This is a genomic window from Streptomyces sp. NPDC051576 (assembly GCF_040681835.1).
GTDB lineage: Bacteria > Actinomycetota > Actinomycetes > Streptomycetales > Streptomycetaceae > Streptomyces.
The window spans coordinates 168071-184195 of the sequence record NZ_JBFAZO010000014.1 but is presented as its reverse complement, the minus strand read 5'-3'; the positions used below and the strand labels follow the sequence as shown (position 1 = coordinate 184195).

Genomic DNA, 16125 nt, shown 5'->3' with positions numbered 1-16125 from the left:
GCTTCCCGGCGGTGGGGGAGCGCGGTAATGCGCGGACGGCGTGGCTGTTCGAGCGGCTGTCCGGACCGCGCGTCGGGGGTACCCGTTCAGCCGCCCGCCCGGGGACGGCGAACGGTCCGGCCCCCCTGAGGGAGACCGGACCGAGGTGGTGGGACGGATGGGTCAGCGACCGGCCGCGAGCTGCTCGGCGACTTCCGGCTGCAGGGTCGTCATCACGTCGACGAAGTCCTGGTGAGCGCCCCGCTCCGGCGGCTCGGCGCTGTACGAGCGCAGTGCGGGGGTGTTCCACTGCAACTCCTGCAGCCGCTCCACGTATGGCCGCCGGACGCGTTCGTAGACCTCGACCCGGGAGGGGTCCTGGTGCGCGAGCGCGTCGTCCACGGCACGGGCCAGCGACGCGGCGCTGTGCAGGGACTGGTTGAGGCCCTGCCCGCCGAGCGTGTGCAGACCGTGCGCGGCCTCGCCGAGCAGCAGCACCCGGCCGGCCCGCCAGGCGTCCGCCCGCCACATCGCGAAGTCGATCCGGAACACCGGGGAGGTCCGCTCCCGCACCTGGCCCAGCCAGTCGGCGAGTTCGGGGTCCACCGCCTTGATCTGCGCGGCGAACACCTCCGGATCCCCCGCTTCCAGCGCCTCGCCCTGCTGCCGGTCGGGGCACCAGACGACGGCCATCGACGAGCCGGGGGTGGGGATGGTGAACAGTGCCTGCGGCGCCGGGTGCCGCACCAGCAGCACCGGTTCGCGGTGCGGCACGACGGGCGCCGCGACCAGCCATGCGGGACGTCCGAACGGCGTGTCGCGGACGGTGATGCCGACCAGGTCCCGCAGCGGGGAGTGCCGGCCGTCCGCGGCGACCGCGTACCGGGCCCCGACCCGGTACGGGTCCCCGTCGGTGTCAGTGCCGGTGTCGGCGGTCGCGGCGAAGGCGATCCGGACGCCGTTGTCGTCCTGGTCGACGGCGCTCACCCGCAGCCCGGTGCGCACCGTCGCGGACGGCTCCGCCCGCAGCCGGGCGAGGAGCGCCTGCACCTGTGTCCCGGTGGGCACGGCCAGACCGTAGGGGCGGTCGATGCCGGGGATGTCGGCGTACCGCCAGCTGTGGAGGAGACCGGCCGGCCCGTGGTCCTCGGCGCCGAGGATGCGCTGACCGCCGTCGAGGAGCTCCTGCTCGATCCCCTCGGCGCCCAGCAGACCGAGGGTCGGCGGGGCCACGAGGGGGGAGATGCCGGCGCCGGCCGGTTCGAACTCCGCGTCGGGGGTGACGAGCACGACGGAACGGCCAGCCCGTGCGCAGCGCAGCGCCGCGAAGAGCGCCGTCGCCCCGCCGCCGACCACGCACACGTCCACCTCGGCGTCGACTGGGTTGTGATCGTCTGCGGTCATCGGGTTCCTCCGTCTTCGGGCCGTCGGTCGTCGGCCATCCTCACGAAGACCCGCCGGGCCGCCCAGGCCCGTCCGGCCGGGCCGTCCGGGCACACCGTGCGGGCACCGCCACCGGCCCGCCCGGACCACTCTGCGACATCTGTCGGATACCGAGGTAGCCTGGCCGAATGTCCGACACGACGACAGAACCCGGCGCCAAACGCGTCGATCCGCGCGTGCTGCGCACCCGGGCGCTGTTGCGGTCGGCCGCACTGGAACTGGCCGCCGAGCGCGAGCTGACCGGCATCACCATCGCGGACGTGGCCGAGCGGGCGACGGTCAACCGCGCGACGGTCTATCAGCACTACAGCGACCGTGACGCGCTGCTGCTCGACGCCACGGAGGACGAACTGACCGGACTGGTGGCGCTGTTGGCGCGCTGCCCGCTGGTGGACGGCCCGCGCCGGACACCGTCGGCCTTCGTCGACGTCTTCCGCCACATCGAGTCCCATGTCGTGCTCTACCGGCGCATGCTGGGCCCGTGCGGCTCGGCCCGATTCCTCAACCGCCTGCAGCAGCTGGTCGCCGAGCAGGTCGCGCACCAGCTCACCGAGCGCTCCGCCGGACCGGGCGACGGCTCCGACGTCGCCCTTCGGGCGCACTGCGCGGCGGGAGCCTTCATCGGCGTCCTGCGGCACTGGCTGACATCGCCGGACCCGGTTCCCCCCGAGACGATGGCGACCGGGGCGTGGCACGCCCTGTCGTCGGCGGACTGAGCCTCGGCCCGGGCCGCGAGCAACCGGTGCCGCCGGAGCCGGTCGTGCTCCGGCGGCACCATGCCGCTCAGGCCAGCAGCCCCTGCTGCAGGGCCACGGACACGGCCTGCGCGCGGTTCGAGCAGTTGAACTTGGCCAGCAGATTGGCCACATGACGCTTCACACCGTGCTCCGAGATACCGAACCGGCGCGCGATCATCCGGTTGCTCAGCCCCTCCGCGATGAGCCCCAGCACCGCCTGCTCGCGCGGGGTGAGCTGGACGCGGGGACTGCGGTGCCCGTCCCGGCTCCGGCCCGCGTGCCGGATGAACAGCCGGGCCAGCCGGTCCGCTATCGGCAGACTGCCCTGCTCCAGCCGGCTCAGCGCCTCCGCCAGGGAGTCCGCCGTCAGATCCTCCTGCATCAGATAGCCGTCGAACGGTATGGCGGCGATCCACGGGATGCACTCCGGCTCGGCGCTGTCGAGCAGCAGCAGCGACTTCACCCCGTGCCGCGAGCTCTCCGCGACCAGCTCGGCGAGCTGCGGCTCACCGTAGACGGCCGACACGATCATCACGCCGAACGGCTTGACGCGCAGCCGTGCGACGGCCTCCTCCGGATCGGCGCAGGCCACCGCCGGACGTCCTGTCCCGTGCCCGTCCAGCAGACTGCCGACCCCCCGGCGGGCGATCTCGTTGGGCAGCACGGTCAGCACGGGCACGTCCGCGCCCGCCCGGTCGGCGGGCTTTTCTAGTTCCGTGTGGAAGTACGACATCGGTCATCCCCCTCGTACGAACCTGGACACTTCCGGAGCCGGGCGCGACGGTGGTCTCACCGGCCCCAGGAGGACAGCATGTCAGCGACCAGGTCGAGGACGTAGAGGCAACCTTCCACACCCGGTCCACTGAGCGTCACCGGTGCAGCGGCGTCCGCTCCGCGAGCCACGCGTCCGCCCGGCGCCGCCCCTCCTGCCGGGCCGGCTGGAGCACCGAGAGCCGGGCCACCTCCCGCACCCAGGCGCTGCGGAACACGTACTCGGCCGATCCCGGTACCGAGCTGCGGGCGGCACGGACCAGGAAGTGACGCCGTTCGAGATGGGCGAGCCACCGTTCGGACTCGGCCACCTCCCGCCGTCCGACGGCCGCGACGGCCGCCGGCCAGAGCCTGGTGCCCTGGACCGACGCGTCCCGCAGCACCGCCTTGGCCTGGGGGTGCAGCGCGTCGATGTGTTCGGTGACCACCGCCCGTACCCGCTCGGGCAGTTGACCGGTGAGCGGGTCCGGAGGGCTCGCGTGGACGCCGGACTCGGTGGGCCGGAACAGGGCCGCGTACTCCGTGACGAACAGCGGGTTGCCGCCGGTCACCGCCGCGGGGTCGGTCGCGGCGTTCCGCCGCATCACGCCCCAGCGTTCCCACAGCCGGGTCACGAGCAGTGCCGTGGCGGTCGCGCTGAGCGGTTCCAGGTTCATGGTGCTCGACGTCCGGTAGCCGCCCCCGCCCCAGTGGGGCCTGCGTTCTATCAGGTCGGGACGGGCCGTCGTCACCACCAGCAGGGGAGCGCGGGCCGGGGACTCGGCCAGCCCGTCGATGAAGTGCAGCACGGAGTCGTCCGCCAGGTGCAGGTCGTCCACCACGAGCAGCAGGGGCTTCCTGGACGCGAGGGCCTCCAGCACGCTCCGGCAGGCCGCGATCGCCTCGGCGGCCGTGGTGTCGAAGGACCGCGGCCGGGTGACCAGGACACGCAGGTGCCGCAGGACCGCCGCCCGGGCCTCCGCGTCCGGGCCCAGCCAGCGTCGGAGCGCGGCGGCGAGCTTCTCGTCGACGGTCGCCGGGGAGTCCGAGGGCTGTACGTCCGCGCACAGACCGACCAGTTCTCCCAGGGTGGCGAGGCCGGTGGTACGGCCGAAGACCGAGATGCGCAGGTGCAGCACGTGCGCGTCCTCCGCACGCGCACGCACCGCCCGGCCGAACTCCTCGGCGAGCCGGGACTTGCCCACGCCCGGCTCGCCCAGCAAGGTGATCTGGTGCGGCCTGCCGGTGCGCACCGCCTGGTTGAACAGGGCGGTGAGGACGGCCAGTTCGCCCTCGCGCTCGACGAGCGGGGCCGTCGCTCCGGGCGCGTGCGGGCGCCGGCCGGACGTTCCCGCGGCGCCGGTCACGGGTAAGGGGCGCAGGGCGTCCCCGAGGCTGCCGGTGAGCAGCTCGGCCGACCGGCGGGTCGCCTCGCACAGCCGGATGTGCCCGGGCTCGGCGGACTCCAACTGGCGCAGGCACCGGTCGAGGAGGGCGCCGACGACCGTGGGCGCGGCGGCGGAGCCGGGCTCGGCGGAGCGCACCAGCGCGTCACCGGTCGAGACCGCCACCCGCACCTGCAGCGGCACCGACGACGGACCGCCCGGCCGGGGATGCCGCAGCAGCCGGTCGCGTACGGCGTGCGCGGCCCGCACCGCCCGCAGCGCGTCGTCGACCCGGCTGCGGAACAGCCCGAACAGCATCAGCAGCGTGGAGCCGATCTGCCCGGCGACCGTTCCGCCGTAGCGCGCGGCCTCCATCGCGACGACGGCCGACATCTCGCGGAAGTGCGAGTCGAAGGCCTCGGCGTCGTCGCAGGGACCGGGGGTCGGCGGTTCGACCCGCACCAGGACGGCGCTCAGCCGTTTCCGTTCCCCCGCGCCGGGATGCCGTCCGGTCTCCGGGGCACCCTCCCGGTCCGGCACGGCGTCCGGGCCGGCGGCAGGGGCGGGGGCGGGGTCCGGGGACGACGGCGGCACTTCGGTGACGAGGGCCGGGGCGGGCGGCGCGGGCGCCGGCGGGGTCGCCGCAGCGGCGGGCTGGGACCGGGCCGGGGCGGACGGCACCGTCAGGTCGAGGACGGGGTCGTGGGTGAGCACCGCCCGTTCGAGATCCCGCAGCTCCTGGGTGGGCTCGCTCCCGAACCGCTCGGCTATCACCGCCCGTTGGCGCCGGTACGCCTCCAGCGCCTCGGCCTGTTTGCCGCTGCGGTAGAGCGCGGTCATGAGCAGCGCGCACAGCCGCTCGTTCATGGGCTCCGCCTCGGCGAGGAGCCGCAGTTCGCCCAGGATCTGCTGATGCCGGCCGCACCGCAGCTCGGCGTCGACGCGGTCCTCGCGCACCGCCTGGCGCTCGTCGGCCATGGCGGCCAGTTCCGGCCAGGAGACGCCCGCCTCGACGAGATCCGCGAGCACCGTGCCGTGCCACTGGGCCAGCACCTGGCGGAACAACTCGGCCGCGGTGGCGGGCGATCCGGCGTCCATCTCCCGCCGTCCCTGCTCGGCGAGACGCCGGACACGGTGCAGGTCGACCAGGTCGGGGTCGACGCGCAGCAGATAGCCGGGCGCGTGGGTCAGCAGGACCACCTCGTCGGCCGGACCGTTGCCCTGGGCCAGCACCGTGCGCAGTGCCGAGACGGAGTTCTGCACCATCTTCCGCGCGGTCGCCGGTTTCCTTCCGGGCCACAGCGTGTCCACCAACCGGCTGGTCGCGACGACCTGGTTGGGGTTGAGCAGGAAGAAGCCGAGCACGGCCCGCTGCTTCGTCCCCGGGACGGGGACGGTCCGCCCGTCCTCGCCCCGGACGGACAGCGGACCCAGCACATGGAACCGGATCCGCTTCTGGCCGCCGGCGTTCGGTCCTTCGGCGCGGGAACGCGCGTCCTGGCTGTACATGAGTACTCCTGACGTGGCGCGTGAAGCATGGACTTGGGGAGGTGAGGAGCGCACGAGGGGACTCGTCGGAGGAAGACCGCACGGATGTCCGCCGGACGCGGCGCACCGGCACCCCGGGAGAGCGGCCCGGAGCGTGCGGTTGTGGTGGGACGACGGTTCCGTCGGTGGGGGCGACGGAGAACGGCCACGGTGGGTCAGCCGTGGGAAGGGCGACAGCCCTGGCGGGCGGGGAGCGGTCCGGCCGTACCCGGCGGACATCTTCCGCCGGTGTCCCGGGAGTTGCCGTACGCCGGTGCCCGGCGCCGGCGCCCGTGACGTTCCTGCCGGGCGGAGGCTGACGCGGAGGGGTGATGCGCGCTAGGGTCGGCGAAGGTGCCGGGCGGCCCTGGAGCCGTCCTCGCCGTCATGCCGCCGCCTCCGTGAACCCGTACCACGGGACATCGTTGTCACCAGTGGGACTCGGACCGGTCGGGCACGATGTACCCCGGCGCGCGCGGGTACGGAGGGTGGGGTGGCGGCCGTCGTCCATGACGGGCCTCACAGTGTTCGGCCGTGTGCCGCGCCCCTCGGTCTGCCGCTTCTGCCGGCGTCGGGTGTGCGCCGACTCGAAGCGGCCGTGTCAAGCCGTGCTTTCAGCGGCAAGCTGAGCAACTCTTCCCCCATGTGCCAAGCTCGAACTGTTCGATCGGCGAGTCTACCCTTTCGTGTCGGAGACGCGATGGCAATCGTCCAGCAGGTTGTCCGTGTCCCACACTCCTCGCAGCGCGTCGCAGACCTCCCCGACGGTGGCACCGGCGGCGAGCGCGTCCTTCATCGGATACAGGACGTTGTCGTCGCCCTCGGCCGCCTTCCGCAGCGCCAGGACGGCCGTGCCGACCCGCTCATGACACCGCCAGGCACGCAGTTTCGCCAGCCGTTCGACCTGCCGGGCCTCGACGGCCGGATCGACACACACGGACGTGTACGGTTCCCCTTCGTCCGCCCGGAAGCGGTGGCCGGGAGCGCAGGCGTCCCGCCCCATCTCGCGCCGCTGGAAGCCCAGTTCGACCGCGACGGCCGCGCCGCCCAGCGCCGCGACCTCGGCCATCAGCCCGGTTGCCGCCGCCTCCATGTCGTCGGTCGTCCGCTCCAGGAGGCGGGCGTCGAGGGACGCGGTCACGTCGGTCCCGCACGCCGGTGTCCGGACGTACGGCATGACCGCCCCGGTGCTCCTCACGCCGAACCCGTCCCGCATCACCCGGGCCCAAGTTCTGTGCGCCGCACGGAACTTGGCGACCTCGTCGAGCGTGGTCGCACGGGTCGTACGCGCCGCGAAGGAGAAGGACGGCCGGGGTACCAGGCCGTCGATGTCGATGCCGGCCGCGACCGCCGCACGGACGTACTCGATGCCGTCGGCGAGGGTGAAGGCGATCTCCTGCGCGGGTGACGCGCCGGCCTCCGCCAGGGGACGGCCGGAGATCGAGAGGGCGTTCCACCCGGGGAGTTCGGCCCGGCAGTACCGCAGGAGGTCGGAGGTGAGCCGCAGCGACGACCTCGGCCGGAAGAGGGAGGTGCCCTGCACGATGTGCTCCTTGAGCACGTCACTGTGCAGCGTGCCCGTCAACTGCCGGGCCGGTATGCCCTGTTCCTCGGCGACCAGGTGGTACAGGAGCAGCAGTGGAGCGGCCGGTGCGTCGATCGTCATCGACGTCGACACCTTCTCCAGCGGGATCCCGTGGAACAGCACCCGCATGTCGTCGAGCGAGTCGACCGCCAATCCGGCCCTGCCGACCTCGCCCCGCGAGTGGGGGGAATCGGAGTCGTGGCCCCGCCGGGTCGGCAGGTCGAAGACGACCCTCAGGTCCGTCGCCCCGCGGGAGATCAGTTGCCGGTAGCGGGAGTTGGACTCCACGGCCGTACCGGAGCAGGAGCCCGCTCCGAGGCGGTCCACCGGCAGGGGAACCCCAAGGCCTCCCACACCCTCCATGGCGTCACGTCCTCTCCCGGCGCACACCACGCTCCCGCCCGGCCGGTTCCGGACAGGGTGACCGCACGGCGTCGGCCGCGAGTCTGCCGGGGCGCGGAGAAGCGCGGAATCCCCACCCGGCGACTCCGGGCGGCCCGCATGAACCCGCCCGTCCGGCAGGGCTGTTCGGGCACCTCGCGGGGTGCTGGACGGGGGCGGGGCGCGGGGCCTAGGTACGGGATGCCGGTGCGGTGGTGCGAGTAGGTCGCCGGTGAGCGGGGTGGGGCCGAACTCGTGGGCGTGGTTGGCGATTCGGCCGGTCGGGGTGTCGAAGGCGATGATCTGTGTGGCGATCATTGTGCCGATGGCCCGCATGAACCGGCCCATCAGGCAGGGCTGTTCGGTCACTTCGCGGGGTGCTGGGCGAGGGTGGGTCGCAGCGCGTATGCGTGGGGTGCCGGTGCGGTGGTGCGAGTTGGTAGCCGGGCGGGCGTGTGAGGTCGCCGGTGAGCAGGGTGGGGCCGAACGTGGGGGCGTGGTTGGCGATTCGGCCGGTCGGGGTGTCGAAGGTGACGTTCTCCGTGGCGATTGTCGAGCGACCGCCCGCATGAACCCGCCCGTCCGGCAGGGTCGTTCGGCCACCTCGGGGGTGCTGGACGAGGACGGGTCGCGGCGCCTATGTGTGGGGTGCCGGTGCCCGTGCGGTGGTGTGAGGGCCGGTGCCGAGCCGTGTGATCAGGGTGGTCGCGGCGAGTGCCCCGAGTGGTGGTGCGAGCAGGTAGCCGGGCAGGAGGGAGAGGTCGCCGGAGAGGAGGGCGGGGCCGAACTCGCGGGCGGGGTTGGCGATTCCGCCGGAGAGGGTGCCGAAGGCGATGATCTGCGCGGCGATCATCGTGCCGACCGCCCAGGGGGTGAACGGTGCGAGTCTGCGGCTGGAGCCGGCGATGCCCGCGACGGCGACGATGACGAACATCGTGGTGGCCTCGACCGCGGCGACGGCGGCCCAACTCCAGCCGGGGGCGGGCCGGATGACGGCGAAGTCCACGGGCGGAGAGGCGAACACCGGTCCCCAGACGAGGCGTCCGGCCGCGATGCCGAGCACCGAACCGAGCAGTTGGCCCACGATGAACGGCAGGACATCTCGGCCGGGTGTGCGGCCGTAGCGCCACATGGCGAGGGTGATCGCCGGGTTGACGTGTCCGCCGGTCGTCCGGCCCCAGGGCGAGAGCATCACGGCGGTGACGGTGTACCCGGACAGCGGGGCCACGGCGAGGAGCCGGCCCTCGGGGGTGTTCCACCAGCCGCCGGACCCCGGGTCGATGGAGCCCATCAGCCAGCGGACCGTGGTGGCCACGACGAACAACATCAGTGCGGTCAGGGCGAGTTCGAGCAGGGCGGAGTGCAGGGTACGCGCACGTTCGCCGGTCACAGCGGCTTCGTCCAGGAGGCGTCGGAGCGCGTCAGGGCGAACGCGGTGCCGGACGCCGCCACCAGGAGCAGCGCGGCGAACAGCAGGGGCAGCGCCGGGCCGCCGTGCTGGACCGCGAGGGCACCGGCCAGACCCCCGGCGAACATGGCGCCGGCCGAGAGCAGTCGACGGCCGACCTTGCTGCCCCTGCCGCCCGCGAGCCGGCTGTCCGCGGCCACTCCGGTGATGGTGAGCGTCAGCACGGTCGTGGTCAGGTCGGGTACGGCCAGGGCGCGGGCGGTGGCGTTCTGCACACCCATCCCGAGGCCGAGGAGCGCGATCAACGTGTACTGGACCGCCGTGCCGATGTGCGCGGTGGTGGTGTGGGTGACCTGGGCTACGACGTAGGCCGCCAGGACCAGGCTCGTCTCCAGCAGCAGCGCCAGATGCAGCACCCGGCCGCGGTGGGCCCCGGCCCCGTGCGCGAGCCGGCCGCCGAGCAGCGCGCCCGCGGCGAACGCGGCGAGTGCGGCGACGGACGCGGCCAGCGAGAAGCCGGCCGCGCCCGCGATCGCGAAGCCGGAGAAGACGACGTTGCCGGTCATGTTGGCGACGAAGACATGGCCCAGCACGAGATAGCTGAACGCGTCCACGAGCCCGGTCACCACCGTCAGCGCGAGCATCAACGGGGGCAGCGGGCCGTGCCGGTCCTCCATGTCGGGGACGACCGTGGCCCACGCGTCGCGCAGTGCGGCAGGCATGGCATTGCTCCCATTCGCTGGAGATCTGGCTTCCTCACGAGCCTCGCGCCACAGGAGCGTTCCGTCCAACATATGGATACGGGCGCAGCAATCTCCTACACCGATCGATCAGCCGATCGATCGCGCTACGGCCTGCCCCGTATCGCGTGCCGCTCCACCACCTCCAGGAACGCGGCCCCCGCGGGCGCCAGCCGCTTGCTGTCGTGGACCGCGCAGATGGTGTGCACCGCCGCCTCGTCCGCGACCCGCAGCGCGCGGGCCCCGTACGGCAGCGCGCCCGGGGAGTCGTCGCCGGCCATCGAGTCGTCGAACACGGACGAGCGCGGTACGACCGTCACGCCGATGCCCCGCGCGGCCAGCCGGATCATGTCGTGGATCTGGCCGACCTGGAAGTGCTGGCCGGGCTCCACCCCGGCACGGGCGAAAGCCGCCTCCACCTGGCGGCGCAGTCCGCTGCCCCGGGTGAACTGGATGAGCTGATGGCTCTCCGGCAGATCGGCGAGGTCGACCGAGTCCGTGTCCGCGCCGGCCAGGGCGTGATCGGCGGGCACGATCAGGACCAGCGGGTCGACGGCCAGCACCAAGTGGTCGAGCCCTTCCGGGACTTGACGCGGCCCGAGGCCCACGATCGCGATGTCGAGGTCCCCGGCCAGGACCGACGCGGCCATCTCCACGCTGGGCGCGTTGGTCACATGGAAGTCGATGCCGGGATAGCGGGCGTGGTAGTCCGCCATCACCTCGACCAGGTCGACCGAGGAGGCGCGGGTCTGGACGAGGCCGAGGCGCAGCCGCCCGCGCCGCAGCCCGGACAGGGCGTCGAGGGCCGCCTGCGCGTTGTCGACGTCGGCGAGGATGCGGCGGGCCAGCGGTTCGAGGAGTTCCCCGGCGGCCGTCAGCCGTACGGAACGGCTGGTGCGGCTGAACAACCGGGCGCCCACGTCCTTCTCCAGACGGGCGATCTGCTGGCTCAGCGCGGACTGGGCGACATAGCAACTGGCCGCCGCCTGCGTGAAGTTGCGGGTCTCCGCGACGGCGAGGAAGTACTTCAGATGGCGCAGATCCACGCCCGCTCCCGTCCTCTCATCCATCCATTTGACTTATTGATTCGACAGGAACCATGTGTTGGACCGATCCATCGTCCCAGACCTAGCGTCGAACCGCCACCAGCCGACCGACCTCAGGAGCCGAGACGTGTTCAGCAGCACCATGCCCGTGGGTGGCATACGCCCGCACGACGGGGTCGAGAACCCCGCCCAGCTCGTCGTCCGCAACGCCCGTATCCACACCGGCGATCCGGCCCGTCCGGCCGCGTCGGCCGTGGCCGTCACCGACGGTGTCTTCACCGCCGTAGGAGACGACTCGACGATCGCCCCGCACATCGGCCCCGCCACCCGTGTCGTGGACGCGCTCGGCCGGCGGGTGATCCCCGGGCTCAACGACTCCCATCTGCACGTCATCCGGGGCGGGTTGAACTATCTGCTGGAACTGCGCTGGGACGGCGTACGGTCGCTGCGCACCGCGCTGCGCATGCTGCGGGAGCAGGCCGAGCGGACGCCAACCGGGCAGTGGGTACGGGTGGTTGGGGGATGGACGGGCGAACAGTTCGCCGAGAAGCGGCTGCCGACCGTGTCCGAGCTGAACGCCGCCGCGCCCGACACCCCGGTCTTCGTGCTGCACCTGTACCAGTCGGCGATCCTCAACCGGGCCGCGCTGGAGGCCGTCGGCTTCACCCGTGACACCCCGAACCCGCCCGGCGGCGAGATCGTCCGCGACTTCGCGGGCAACCCCACCGGCGTCCTGCTCGCCGCGCCCGCCGCCGGACTGCTCTACTCCACCCTCGCCAAGGGCCCGATCCTCGCCCCCGAGGACCAACTCGGCTCCACCCGCCACTACTTGCGCGAGCTGAACCGCTTCGGCATCACCAGCGCCATCGACGCCGCCGGCGGTTTCCAGAACTTTCCCGACAACTACGCGGCCGTCACCGAGCTGGCCGAGCGCGGGGAGTTGACGGTCCGGATCGCCTACCACCTCTTCCCGCAGACCGCCGGGCAGGAACTCGACGACCTGCGCCGCTGGATCGGCATGGTCCGTCCCGGTGACGGCGACGAGTGGCTGCGCTGCAACGGCGCCGGCGAGAACCTGGCCTGGTCCCCGGCCGACTTCGAGAACTTCGCCGAGCCCCGCCCCGAACTCACCGCCCGCGCGAGCCAGGACCTGGAGGCGGCGGCCCGGTTGCTGCTCGGCAACGGCTGGGGCTTCCGGTTGCACGCCACCTACGACGAGACGATCCGTCAGGACCTGGACGTCTTCGAGAAGATCGCCGCGGACGGCGGATTCCCGTCCGGGACACGGTGGTTGTTCGACCACGCCGAGACCGTGAGCCAGGCGAGCCTGGACCGGATCAAGGCCCTCGGCGGAGCCGTCTCCGTCCAGAACCGCATGATGTTCCAGGGCCGGGCCTTCATCGACCGCTACGGCGCCGAGCGCGCCGCGACCGCACCCCCGATCCGCGCCATGCGGGACACCGGCCTGCTGGTCGCCGCCGGCACCGACGCCACCCGCGTCTCCAGCTACAACCCCTGGCTGTCGCTGTCCTGGCTGGTCACCGGCCGCACCGTCGGCGACACGCTCCTCTACCCGGCCGAGAACCGCGTCGACCGCGCCACCGCCCTGGAGATGTACACCGCCGCGGGCGCACACCTGACCGGCGAGGCCGACGTCAAGGGCACCATCACCGAGGGCAAGTACGGCGACCTGGCCGTGCTGTCCGCCGACTACTTCTCCGTCCCCGACGAGGACATCGACCGTATCGAGGCGCTGCTCACCGTGGCGGGCGGGAAGATCGTGCACGCGGCCGGCGACTACGAGAACATCGCCGCCCCGCTGCCGGAGATCAGCCCGGCCTGGAGCCCGGTCGCCCGCTTCGGCGGCTACCAGGCGCGGGCGGTGACGGGCGTACGACAGGCCCGTGCCTTCACCGAGGCCGCCGCCGACTCCGAGGAGCAGCGCGCCTGGCGCGAGCGGCGCGGAGACCCCGCCCCGGTGCCGCACCAACTCGGCGGTGCGCTCGACCCGCTGGACGGCTGCTTCTGATCGCCGTACGGTCCACACCTCTCCTTTCCGGTCCCTCTAGTCCCCTAGTCCTCTCGCCCCGGGAGCAGCACCATGAGCGCCAGTACGACGACCGGGAGCGACGCGCGGTCCGGCTCGGCCTGGGCGCCGCTGGCCCGGCCGGTGTTCCGGGCCCTGTGGATCGCCCAGTTCGTGTCGAACACCGGCACCTGGATGCAGACGGTCGGCGCGCAATGGCTGCTGCTAGGGCACGGGGCGACCATGGTCACCCTGGTCCAGACGGCGTCCAGTCTGCCGATCGTGCTGCTGGCGCTCCCCTCGGGCGTCCTCGCCGACCGGTTCGACCGACGGGGGCTGCTGCTCGCCGCGCAGTTCGCGATGTTCGCCGTGTCCGCCGCACTGACGGCGCTGGCCTTCGCGGACGCCCTGTCCGCCGTACCCCTGCTCGCGCTCACCTTCCTGCTCGGCTGCGGTACGGCTCTGATGGGGCCGTCGTGGCAGGCGATCCAGCCTGAGTTGGTGGAGCGGGAGCAGTTGGGGCAGGCGTCCGCGCTGGGCGCGGTGAACATGAACCTCGCGCGCGCTGTGGGACCGGCGCTCGGCGGTGTGGTGGTCGCCGCGGCCGGCGCGGGCTGGGTGTTCGGCTTCAACGCGCTCTCGTTCCTCGGCATCGCCGCCGTACTGCTGCTGTGGCACCGTCCGAGGACGACCGTGCCCGCCGCAGAGCGGGAACGGCTGCTGACCGCGCTGTACGCGGGCCGCCGCTATGTGTGGAACGCGCCCGGCATCCGGCGCGTCCTGCTGCGCACCGCCCTGTTCATCCCGGGCGCGGCGGCGCTGTGGTCGCTGCTCCCGCTGATCGCCGCCGACTCGCTCGGGATGGGGTCGGGCGGCTACGGACTGCTGCTCGGCGCGGTCGGATTCGGCGCGGTGGGCGGCGCGTTCGCACTGCCGTGGCTGCGCGGGCGCCTGGGCGTCAACGGCGTTCTGGCCGCCGGTGCCGTCGTGTTCGCCCTCGTCCTGCTGGTCCTCGCCACCGTGCACGTCACCTGGCTCGCGGTCCTTGTCCTGTTGCCCGCCGGTTTGGCCTGGATCGGGGTGCTGTCCACGCTCAACGCGGCGATGCAGACCCGGCTGCCCGGCTGGGTCCGGGCCCGCGGACTCGCCGTCTACCTGCTGGTCTTCCAGGGCGGCCAGGCCCTCGCCGCCCCCGTGTGGGGCGCCCTCGTCCAGTGGCTGGGCCTGACCACGGCCCTCCTCACCGGCACGGCCGTCATGCTGCTGAGCGCGCTCAGCCTCCACCGCTGGCGGCTCTACGGCATGGAGGGCATCGATCCCACACCTTCCGACCACTGGCCCACCCCGCCCCTGGTCTTCGTGCCCGGCCCGTCCGACGGCCCGGTGCTGGTCTCCGTCGTCTACCGCGTCGCACCGGACGACGGCGCCGCGTTCGTCGACGCCATGGACCACGTGGCGCGATCCCGGCGCCGGACCGGCGCCCTCACTTGGGGCCTCTTCCAGGACGGCAACGAACCCGGCCGCTTCATCGAGAACTACCTCGTCGGCTCCTGGGCCGAACACCTCGCCCAGCACCACCACCGCCTCACCGCCACCGACCGCGGCTTCGAGGAACACGCCCGCGCCCTCCTCCTGCCGGGCACGCATCCCGAGGTCACCCACGCCTTCGACGCCTCCGGCACGGGGCGGCCAGTCTCCTGAAGTCATGACCGAGTGGCAGTACCTTCGGTGGGTCACCGACGGTCCCGCCGGACGAACGCCCCGCCCCCGGCCGCATTTCCTGGAGGCTCCATGCCCGTACGCCGTATCGGCCTCGTCGTCCATCAGGGGCGCGAGACCGCCCGGGACGCGGCGAGCGCCGTGCACGCCTGGAGCGAGGCGCACGGCGTCCGCTGTACGGAGATCGACGTGTGGGCCAAGGACCACCACCGCCGCGCCGGACGCGAGGAGGCCGAGGCCGCCGGCAACCCCGACCTCGTCGTCACCCTCGGCGGCGACGGCACCTTCCTGCGCGGAGCCCGGATCGCTGTCAAGAGCGGGGCGGACGTCCTCGGCGTCGACCTCGGCAAGGTCGGCTTCCTCACCGAGGTCCCGGCCCGCGACATCGGCGACGCCCTCGACGCCGTGCACGAGGGAAGGGCCGTCGTGGAGGAGCGCATGACCCTGACCATGCGTGCCTCCCGGCCGCTGGACATCCCCGCCGAGATGGAGGCCATGCTGCGCTACGGCCGCGGTCCCGCCCTGCCGCCGCCGCGAGTTCGGCCCGAGACCACCGAAGGGGGCGGCTGGGGCTGCGCGTTGGACGTCACCGCCCTCAACGACGTCGTACTGGAGAAGCTGGCCCGCGACCGGCAGGTCGGTGTCGGGGTCTACCTCGCCGGCCGACTGCTGGCGACCTACTCGGCCGACGCCCTGGCCGTCGCCACCCCGACCGGTTCCACGGCCTACAGCTTCGCCGCCGGCGGACCCGTCCTCTCACCCCACATGGACGCCGTCGTCTTCACGCCCATCGCCCCGCACATGACGTTCAACCGCAGCGTGATCGCCGCCCCCGACGAACCGGTCGGCCTGCGCGTCCTGCCCCACTCCGGCCAGGCCGCCGTCAGCGTCGACGGCCAACTCCGCGGTGTCCTGGACCCCGGCGACTGGATCGGCGTCTTCCGCGCCCCGCAACGCGTCCGCCTCGTCCGGCTGCGTCCCACCGACTTCTACGGCCGGCTGCGCGACCGCTTCCGCCTCACCGACGCCCCCGCCAACGCCCAGGACCCCTCGGAACCGTTCTTCCGCCCGGACACCCCGGTCCCACCGGACCTCGCGGGGATGCGTCTGCCGCCGGCGAACGAGTAGCGGTGACGGCGGGCCTGTTGTCTCGGCGCGGCCCCGAAGGCCGTTGACTCTTCCGCCCGGACACCTCGGTACCGCCGGACCTCGCGGGGATGCGCCTGCCGCAGCCGGCCGGGTAGCGGCGCACGTCGGCCGGTACGGATGGTGGGGGCACGCCGGTGGTCCCCGCGCGGCCCCGAAGACCGTAGACGATGCCGTCCCGCATGGATTCCAGCCGGCCCCGATCGGTACCGGGCGGAGTGCGCGGTACAGGGGCCACATCGCCGGCGAGGCC

11 protein-coding genes are annotated in these 16125 nt (G+C 73.0%); 4 read left to right on the top strand and 7 right to left on the bottom strand.

The window, feature by feature from the left end; translation table 11 throughout:
• Nucleotides 1-162: 162 nt before the first annotated feature.
• Entirely contained in the window at nt 163-1383 is a 1221-nt protein-coding gene (locus tag AB0M63_RS37995) for an NAD(P)/FAD-dependent oxidoreductase (RefSeq protein ID WP_366022560.1), read from the bottom strand.
• A 167-nt stretch (nt 1384-1550) separates the two neighbouring features.
• Here AB0M63_RS37995 and AB0M63_RS37990 point away from each other — a divergent pair, with 167 nt between their 5' ends.
• Nucleotides 1551-2138, top strand: a complete 588-nt coding sequence (locus tag AB0M63_RS37990) for a TetR/AcrR family transcriptional regulator (protein ID WP_366022559.1) — start codon at nt 1551-1553, stop codon at nt 2136-2138.
• Nucleotides 2139-2205: 67 nt separating this feature from the next.
• Here AB0M63_RS37990 and AB0M63_RS37985 read toward each other — a convergent pair whose 3' ends face one another.
• The 6 genes from AB0M63_RS37985 to AB0M63_RS37960 all read right to left on the bottom strand — a co-directional run bounded on the left by AB0M63_RS37985 (nt 2206) and on the right by AB0M63_RS37960 (nt 11005).
• Nucleotides 2206-2892, bottom strand: a complete 687-nt coding sequence (locus tag AB0M63_RS37985; RefSeq protein ID WP_366022558.1) for a response regulator transcription factor — start codon at nt 2890-2892, stop codon at nt 2206-2208.
• 136 nt (nt 2893-3028) lie between these two features.
• Entirely contained in the window at nt 3029-5803 is a 2775-nt protein-coding gene (locus tag AB0M63_RS37980; RefSeq protein WP_366022557.1) for a BTAD domain-containing putative transcriptional regulator, read from the bottom strand.
• Nucleotides 5804-6497: 694 nt separating this feature from the next.
• The gene (locus AB0M63_RS37975) at nt 6498-7769 is read right to left on the bottom strand and encodes a methylmalonyl-CoA mutase family protein (RefSeq protein ID WP_366022556.1); all 1272 of its coding nucleotides are present in this window, start codon (nt 7767-7769) and stop codon (nt 6498-6500) included.
• Nucleotides 7770-8424: 655 nt separating this feature from the next.
• Entirely contained in the window at nt 8425-9177 is a 753-nt protein-coding gene (locus AB0M63_RS37970; protein WP_366022555.1) for an aquaporin, read from the bottom strand.
• The gene (locus AB0M63_RS37965) at nt 9174-9917 is read right to left on the bottom strand and encodes a YoaK family protein (RefSeq protein WP_366022554.1); all 744 of its coding nucleotides are present in this window, start codon (nt 9915-9917) and stop codon (nt 9174-9176) included. Before AB0M63_RS37965 ends, AB0M63_RS37970 begins: the two co-directional genes overlap by 4 nt.
• A gap of 125 nt (nt 9918-10042) precedes the next feature.
• On the bottom strand, nt 10043-11005 hold the full coding sequence (locus AB0M63_RS37960; RefSeq protein ID WP_366022553.1) for a LysR family transcriptional regulator: 963 nt from the start codon (nt 11003-11005) through the stop codon (nt 10043-10045).
• Between the two features lie 118 nt (nt 11006-11123).
• On the opposite strand from AB0M63_RS37960, the gene AB0M63_RS37955 reads away from it, so the two are divergent.
• The 3 genes from AB0M63_RS37955 to AB0M63_RS37945 all read left to right on the top strand — a co-directional run bounded on the left by AB0M63_RS37955 (nt 11124) and on the right by AB0M63_RS37945 (nt 15854).
• A complete protein-coding gene (locus tag AB0M63_RS37955) occupies nt 11124-13010 on the top strand; it encodes an amidohydrolase (RefSeq protein WP_366022661.1) in 1887 nt (628 codons plus the stop codon).
• Between the two features lie 72 nt (nt 13011-13082).
• Nucleotides 13083-14708 carry an MFS transporter gene (locus AB0M63_RS37950; protein WP_366022552.1) on the top strand — a complete coding sequence of 542 codons (1626 nt, stop codon included), beginning with the start codon at nt 13083-13085 and terminating at the stop codon, nt 14706-14708.
• Nucleotides 14709-14798: 90 nt separating this feature from the next.
• Complete coding sequence (locus AB0M63_RS37945) at nt 14799-15854, top strand: NAD(+)/NADH kinase (RefSeq protein ID WP_366022551.1); 1056 nt, start codon at nt 14799-14801, stop codon at nt 15852-15854.
• The last annotated feature ends 271 nt before the right edge of the window (nt 15855-16125 follow it).

What these genes read in the sequence shown, in the direction of transcription:
- AB0M63_RS37985 (WP_366022558.1), bottom strand. Translation starts at nt 2,892, where the DNA reads ATGTCGTACTTCCACACGGAACTAGAAAAGCCCGCCGACCGGGCGGGC.
- AB0M63_RS37965 (WP_366022554.1), bottom strand. Translation starts at nt 9,917, where the DNA reads ATGCCTGCCGCACTGCGCGACGCGTGGGCCACGGTCGTCCCCGACATG.
- AB0M63_RS37950 (WP_366022552.1), top strand. Translation starts at nt 13,083, where the DNA reads ATGAGCGCCAGTACGACGACCGGGAGCGACGCGCGGTCCGGCTCGGCC.
- AB0M63_RS37975 (WP_366022556.1), bottom strand. Translation starts at nt 7,769, where the DNA reads ATGGAGGGTGTGGGAGGCCTTGGGGTTCCCCTGCCGGTGGACCGCCTC.
- AB0M63_RS37960 (WP_366022553.1), bottom strand. Translation starts at nt 11,005, where the DNA reads ATGGATGAGAGGACGGGAGCGGGCGTGGATCTGCGCCATCTGAAGTAC.
- AB0M63_RS37990 (WP_366022559.1), top strand. Translation starts at nt 1,551, where the DNA reads ATGTCCGACACGACGACAGAACCCGGCGCCAAACGCGTCGATCCGCGC.
- AB0M63_RS37945 (WP_366022551.1), top strand. Translation starts at nt 14,799, where the DNA reads ATGCCCGTACGCCGTATCGGCCTCGTCGTCCATCAGGGGCGCGAGACC.
- AB0M63_RS37980 (WP_366022557.1), bottom strand. Translation starts at nt 5,803, where the DNA reads ATGTACAGCCAGGACGCGCGTTCCCGCGCCGAAGGACCGAACGCCGGC.
- AB0M63_RS37955 (WP_366022661.1), top strand. Translation starts at nt 11,124, where the DNA reads ATGCCCGTGGGTGGCATACGCCCGCACGACGGGGTCGAGAACCCCGCC.
- AB0M63_RS37995 (WP_366022560.1), bottom strand. Translation starts at nt 1,383, where the DNA reads ATGACCGCAGACGATCACAACCCAGTCGACGCCGAGGTGGACGTGTGC.